The 5543-nt window shown below is 59.0% G+C and carries 5 protein-coding genes and 1 pseudogene; 4 read left to right on the top strand and 2 right to left on the bottom strand.

Annotation, left to right across the window (positions count from 1 at the left end; translation table 11 throughout):
• Window positions 1–757 precede the first annotated feature (757 nt).
• Both EOA32_RS32350 and EOA32_RS32355 read right to left on the bottom strand, forming a co-directional pair.
• A complete protein-coding gene (locus tag EOA32_RS32350) occupies window positions 758–1093 on the bottom strand; it encodes a hypothetical protein (RefSeq protein ID WP_128373896.1) in 336 nt (111 codons plus the stop codon).
• A gap of 109 nt (window positions 1094–1202) precedes the next feature.
• Window positions 1203–1523 (bottom strand): annotated as a pseudogene (locus EOA32_RS32355) (IS21 family transposase); the annotation flags it as partial.
• Between the two features lie 234 nt (window positions 1524–1757).
• On the opposite strand from EOA32_RS32355, the gene EOA32_RS32360 reads away from it, so the two are divergent.
• From EOA32_RS32360 to EOA32_RS32375, 4 genes are all read left to right on the top strand, one after another.
• Window positions 1758–3365 (top strand): ABC transporter substrate-binding protein, encoded by a 1608-nt coding sequence (locus tag EOA32_RS32360; RefSeq protein WP_128373897.1) that lies wholly within the window; start codon window positions 1758–1760, stop codon window positions 3363–3365.
• On the top strand, window positions 3365–4306 hold the full coding sequence (locus EOA32_RS32365; RefSeq protein WP_128373898.1) for an ABC transporter permease: 942 nt from the start codon (window positions 3365–3367) through the stop codon (window positions 4304–4306). Before EOA32_RS32360 ends, EOA32_RS32365 begins: the two co-directional genes overlap by 1 nt.
• 1 nt (window position 4307) lies before the next feature.
• Window positions 4308–5189 carry an ABC transporter permease gene (locus EOA32_RS32370; RefSeq protein ID WP_128373899.1) on the top strand — a complete coding sequence of 294 codons (882 nt, stop codon included), beginning with the start codon at window positions 4308–4310 and terminating at the stop codon, window positions 5187–5189.
• Window position 5190: 1 nt separating this feature from the next.
• On the top strand, window positions 5191–5543 hold a 353-nt coding region (locus EOA32_RS32375; protein ID WP_145971424.1), incomplete at its 3' end, for an ATP-binding cassette domain-containing protein.

A 5543-nucleotide genomic window follows, 5' to 3' on the forward strand; every position in this document is an offset into this window, starting at 1 on the left:
CCCGACATCAACGCCACGCAACTCTTCGAAGAGCTGTGCGTCCAGTTTCCAGGTCGATTTACCCGCAAGCAGCACAAAAACGCTCGTCCGACGGGTCAATCTCTGGCGCCGGGATGCTCGCGCGCGGCGTGGTCATTGGGCCCAAGACGTATCGTCGGCACAGCGACAAACCGCGTGGTCGACGTCCCGATATCTTTAAGGACCATTGGGAAGAGATGGCGCGATGCCTTGAAGAGCATCCGGATCAGACCGCACTTGAACTTGTTGTCGAGTTCCAGGCCCGTTACCCCGGACGATACAGCTTGCGACAGCTTCACACGTGGAAGAAGCGAGTCAGGGGCTGGCGACAACAAGCCGTGCAGCGGCTCATCGACGAGGTCAGCATCCTAGCGCCATATGTCGCTTCAGATTCCGCACGTCTGGCGAGCGGGTAACACTCTCGCTGGGCAGCTGGTAACAAAATTACGTGAGGCAACACGCTGTATGCGCACAATCCTCGCTTTCCTGCATAGTGCAGATGTCTGCGCAGAGCCGAAGCGGTATTGGCGACCGACACGCGGGACCGTCGTCCCGTTGGCTGGGAACGAAATAGGCGTGAACCGGGTGCCGGGTTCGAGTATCAGAGCCAACTCGATGAGTATGTGAGGTAAATGCGCGATGAGCGCGGCTTCACACCATCGACGCTCGAGCAATGGACCCGTGTGCTCGGTAGGCGCCTGCGCTAGTGCGACCAGACGAACCGGCAACTCGGAGATCTTCAGGCCGGGGACATCGACAGGCACCAGCCGAGAAATCGAAGCCAAGATCGTTCGATATCGATCACTCTTCGCGCCGCGGTGACGGCTCCGTGGCCTTGCTGCCTCTCAATGGCGATCTGTCGGAGGGCCTCGATATCGATACCCTCCGAAGAAGTATCCGGGCCAAAACGCATGGCAATCCACAACAGCTCGTGGCGCTTTGTCGTCAGCGAAGCGGGAGTCGCCCCGCGTTCCGCACAGTGGCGAAGGCAACGGTCCCGCTCTTCGGCAAACGGCGCGTCATCATGGTAGTGGCCGGCCGGATGGCCGGCATCCGATCCATAGCAAACGTCCATTGGAAAAGGCTTGCTACCCAGCCGTTGAATTATGTTGCGTCAAGAACCCACGACGGCCAAACGCCCGAGCAAGAGAGAGGCGTGCGCAAGATAGATTTGGCCGCAACATATAGCCGTCCGGATGGGTCTCACGGTTATTCCTGCCACAACAGATTGAGCGTCACTCCCTTGCGCTCAGCTCGCTCGCCATCTTCGGCCAGGCCGGCTCATCGGCCCCGTGCGGCGGGCGTCCCATCCGACGAAATAGCCGCTGTTCCACTATCTCGTCATCATCCAGCCCAGGTGACCGCAAGGCTTCCCGCGCTCGCAGCAAATACGTTGAAACCGATGTCTTGACGGCGCGAACAGGAAGCTCCTGCTCAAACGTCAGCCGCAAAATCGATCGGATGTCCTTCACGCTCGTATGTCTCGCTTGCTTGCGTCTCGGAATTTTGCCCTCGCTTAGGATGCGAGGGCAAATTGCCAGATCGGCGCTCACAAAATCGATCTCTAATCCCGCTTCAGTGTGTCGGGTTTCGAACATAGACGTTTGCAAATGGACAAACAATTGACTGTGTATCCAATTTGTGTTCTGAATGATCGTCCCCTTTTGGGGAAAAGGCGCGTTTAGTTCGGCTGCAACTCGCGTCAGTGAGAAGAAACAGCAAATCACAGGGGAATTCGTATGAAACTGATCGAAGGCAAGATTTCTCGCCGCGGCCTTATGAAAGCAGGCATAGCCGCTGGAACGGCGTTATCGATCCCATCGGTCCTGCGGGCACAAATCCCCGTAGCCGATGTTCGGACGGCGCGCATGGTGATGGGCAGCCTCAGTGCGTTTGACCCGGTCGTTGCAACATCCGACTCTACCAACATGCACGCCTATGCGATTTACGATAAACTGTTCGGGCCCGACTCGAACTTTGAGCCGCATCCGCAGATGGTAGGCAACTGGGGCGTATCGGACGATAGGAAGACCTATACGTTCGAGCTCCGCGATGGTCTGGGGTGGCACGACGGCACCCCCGTTACCGCTGCGGACTGCGTGGCCTCGATCCGTCGCTGGGGACCAGTAGCGGCCGCCGGGCAACTGCTTATGTCGCGGGTCCAGGACATCTCGAAACAAGATGACAAGACCTTCATCATCGCGCTCAAGGAACCGTTGGGGGCGCTGCTCACCATCCTCACAGGCCCATTCATCATGCGCGAGAAGGACGCAAGTCTGTCTCCAACGGAGCAGGTGACCGCGAATATCGGATCGGGCCCCTTCACCTTCAATCACGCTCTTGCCAAGCCGGGCGCGAGCTTCACCTACGACCGCAATGAAAAATACGTTCCACGCAACGAGCCCGCCGACGGACTGGCCGGCGGGAAGATCGTGAAAGTCGATCACGTCATCTGGGACATGCTCGCCGATCAGCAGACTGCCGTCGCGGCTTTGCAAGCAGGTGAGGTTGATTTCTTGCTTTCGCCGCCGCTCGATCTTTTGCCAGTCATCGAGGCCGATCCCAACATTGAACTTCAGGTTTTGGACAAGACGGGTCAGGACATGTTCCTGCGCATGAACTGTCTGCAAAAGCCGTTCGACAACGTGAAGGCACGCCAAGCGATGCTTCATCTGATCGACCAAGAGGCTATGGTGCGCGCTGGCTTTGGCGACTCAAAATATGTGAAACCTGTCACGTCGATGTTTGGGAACGAGACGCCGCTGACCAACGACGAAAACACAGAATGGTACAAGAAGGGCGGCGATCCAGAAAAAGCGAAGCAACTCTTCAAGGAAGCGGGATATGCAGGCGAGAAAGTCGTGATCCTGCAGTCCACGGACTGGGCGGAGGCAAGCAATATGTCTCAGCTTCTGGCTGCTACATTGCAGAAGATTTGGGTCAATGCCGAGCTTGCGCCAAGCGACTGGGGCGGGCTGGTCGCGCGCCGCAATAAAAAAGTGTCCGTAGAAGAAGGAGGCTGGAGCATCTTCATTACTTCCGAGGCTGAAGCGAACTTCCCTCAAGTTGCCACCAACCCTATCCTGCAAATGAATGGCTCAAAAGCTTGGTACGGTTGGCCTCAGAACGACGATTATGAGCCTCTTCGAACTAAATGGGTAGATTTAGAAACGCTCGAAGAGCGCAGGGCGCTGGCCCGCAAGATGCAGCGTATATGGTGGGACTACGTGCCTCAGGTTCTGCTGGGTCAGTATGTCCAGCCAATCGCGCGCCGCAAGACCCTGATAAGTATCATCGGCTTTCCGTCTTATGTCCCGTTTTGGAACATGCAGAAAGCCACTAACTGATGGCGGCGTATATCCTTCGCAGGCTGGTTTCGGCCATCGCCGTCATGGCGATGGTCGGCATCTTCATCTTCCTGCTTCTCAGGCTGGCGCCCGGCGACCCAGCGGACATGATCGCCGGCAAGTCGGCCACCGCGGAGATGGTAGCTGCCATCCGCGAGCAACTGGGGCTGAACGATCCGATGCCGGTTCAGTTCATCCGTTGGGTGAGGGACATGCTCGGCGGCGATTTCGGCACCTCGATCTTTGCCGGGCGACCGGTTCTCGAGCTCATCTCGCAGCGGCTAGAGCCGACCCTTTCCTTGTCGATCCTGACGATGATCCTGTCGGTGACAGTCGGGGTCTCGTTCGGCATCCTTGCCGCGTGGCGAACTGGCGGTCTCGTTGACCGCCTCCTCACTATATTCTCGGCAGTTGGATATTCTGTCCCGATCTTTGTTATCGGTTTTTTCCTGATCTACTTCTTCGCCATTCGAACACACTGGTTGCCGGTCCAGGGATATCTGCCGATCGACGCGGGCCTTGGGCCTTGGTTTGTGCACCTAATCCTGCCCACCGTGGGCTTGGGCCTCGGCTACATCGCATTCATCGCCCGGGTTACGCGGGCGAGCATGCTGGAGGTCCTGTCGGAAGACTATATGCGGACGGCCGCTGCCAAGGGTGCTTCGTCCTATGCCATGCTTTTCCATCACGCCTTGAAAAATGCCGGCGTCCCTATCCTGACCGTCATTGGCATAAGCTTCGCCTATCTGATCGGCGGAGTCGTCCTCACGGAAACGGTCTTCAATATACCCGGCATCGGTCGTCTGGTCGTGGATGCGATCAACAATCGCGATTATCCCATTATTCAGAGCGTGCTCATCCTGACTTCGGGTTTGTACGTCCTTATCAACCTCACGGTCGATCTTGCCTATACGCTGATCGATCCCCGAATCCGGTATTGATATGACGATTTTATCGGCACCAGTTGAATATGTCCCGGCGGGGCGACTTCGCCTGTCTGACCTTCCGCGTCTGGCAAGGCGCCATCCGCTGGTCTTGATGGGCGGCGGCCTGCTGGGGCTTCTGATCATCCTGGCGCTGGCCGCGCCGCTTTACGCCGGCGATCCGGGGAACATGGATCCGTTCAAGCGGCTGCAGCCGCCTTCCGCCGAGATGTGGTTCGGGAGCGACAATCTCGGGCGGGATGTGTTTGCGCGAACGATCTTCGGTGCCCGCATCTCGCTCCTGGTTGGGCTGCTGTCGGCGGCGAGCGCGGCCGTGGTCGGGCTCCTGATCGGTGTCATCGCCGGTTACAGCCGAAGCTTCGACAATATCGTCATGCGGGTCATGGACGGGTTGATGTCGATCCCGACCATTCTGCTGGCGATTGCGCTCATATCTTTGACAGGTCCGGGGCTTGGCATCCTGGTCGTCGCGATCGCAATCCCAGAGACGCCAGCCGTCGCGCGGCTGGTCCGTTCGGTGGTGCTGGGGGTTCGGGAGCGCCCCTATGTCGAAGCCGCGCTGTGCGGCGGGGCGCGCCTGCCGAGGGTGCTGTGGCGCCACATCCTGCCGAGCACCATTCCGGCGCTGATGGTGCAGGGCGCCACTGTCTGCGCCAGTGCGATCCTGACGGAGGCGGGACTGAGCTTCCTTGGCGTGGGCGTGCCGCCTGACATTCCAAGCTGGGGCAACATGATCGCCAGTTCGCGGCTCTATCTCGGCATGGCGCCAATGACGATCTTTGCCCCCGGTATCTGCCTCGCCGTCACCGTCCTTGCCGTCAACCTGCTCGGGGACGGCCTGCGCGACCTGTTCGATCCCCGCGCCAGGCAGAGGCGCTGACATGCAGATGCATCAAAGGCTAGGGAACGACTTGCTGCTCGACGTGCGAGACCTCGAAACGCATTTCTTTGGCGAAGACAGCGTCACCCGTGCGCTGAGCGGCATCAGCTTCCAGGTCAAGAAAGGCGAGACGCTCGGCGTTGTCGGCGAATCGGGATGCGGAAAGAGCGTTACCGCACTCTCCATCCTTCGCCTGCTGCCGAAGCCGGGGGCCAGGACCGTTGGCGGCGAGGTCCGCTTCCAGGGTCGCGACCTGCTTGGACTGTCCGATCGGGAGATGCGAAAGATCCGCGGCGACCGGATCGCCATGATCTTCCAGGAGCCGATGACGAGCCTGAACCCGGTCTATACGGT

It is taken from the genome of Mesorhizobium sp. M1A.F.Ca.ET.072.01.1.1 (assembly GCF_004023325.1).
GTDB lineage: Bacteria > Pseudomonadota > Alphaproteobacteria > Rhizobiales > Rhizobiaceae > Mesorhizobium.

Bases quoted from the DNA above. Each gene is read 5' to 3' on its own strand.
- EOA32_RS32365 (WP_128373898.1), top strand. From the start codon at position 3,365: ATGGCGGCGTATATCCTTCGCAGGCTGGTTTCGGCCATCGCCGTCATG.
- EOA32_RS32360 (WP_128373897.1), top strand. From the start codon at position 1,758: ATGAAACTGATCGAAGGCAAGATTTCTCGCCGCGGCCTTATGAAAGCA.
- EOA32_RS32350 (WP_128373896.1), bottom strand. From the start codon at position 1,093: ATGGACGTTTGCTATGGATCGGATGCCGGCCATCCGGCCGGCCACTAC.
- EOA32_RS32370 (WP_128373899.1), top strand. From the start codon at position 4,308: ATGACGATTTTATCGGCACCAGTTGAATATGTCCCGGCGGGGCGACTT.